General features: G+C 46.4%; 1 rRNA gene. It reads right to left on the reverse strand.

Going from position 1 to position 394, the window contains the following annotated elements:
- Positions 1 to 312: 312 nt before the first annotated feature.
- Positions 313 to 394: ribosomal RNA gene (locus tag C4B30_RS35050) — 16S ribosomal RNA — on the reverse strand; the annotation flags it as partial.

Here is a 394-nt window from a genome sequence, read left to right on the forward strand (position 1 = left end):
GTTCGAATCATCTTGAGATACATCGATACAATCACAACCCGGATAGTTTCCACGTCCATCTCGAGACGCTTCCGCTATCCAAATTACTTACTTCTTCCAGATTGTTAAAGAACGACAGCCGATATCGCTTGATATCCTCTGACTGGCTCAATCGCCAATGAGAAAAACTCGAACCAAACTTCATTCGAATATTTGTCATTGAAGATTATTGAAAGCGGCCGGCATGATAACCGGTTTAAACCGCAGACAGTCTTTCTGTCTTAATCAACAGCCGATAAGCGTGAGCGCTCAACTTGCGCGAGATAGCTCTGGAAAGGAGGTGATCCAGCCGCACCTTCCGATACGGCTACCTTGTTACGACTTCACCCCAGTCATGAATCCTACCGTGGTGACC

Source organism: Burkholderia sp. BE12 (genome assembly GCF_002959955.1).
Lineage (GTDB): Bacteria > Pseudomonadota > Gammaproteobacteria > Burkholderiales > Burkholderiaceae > Burkholderia.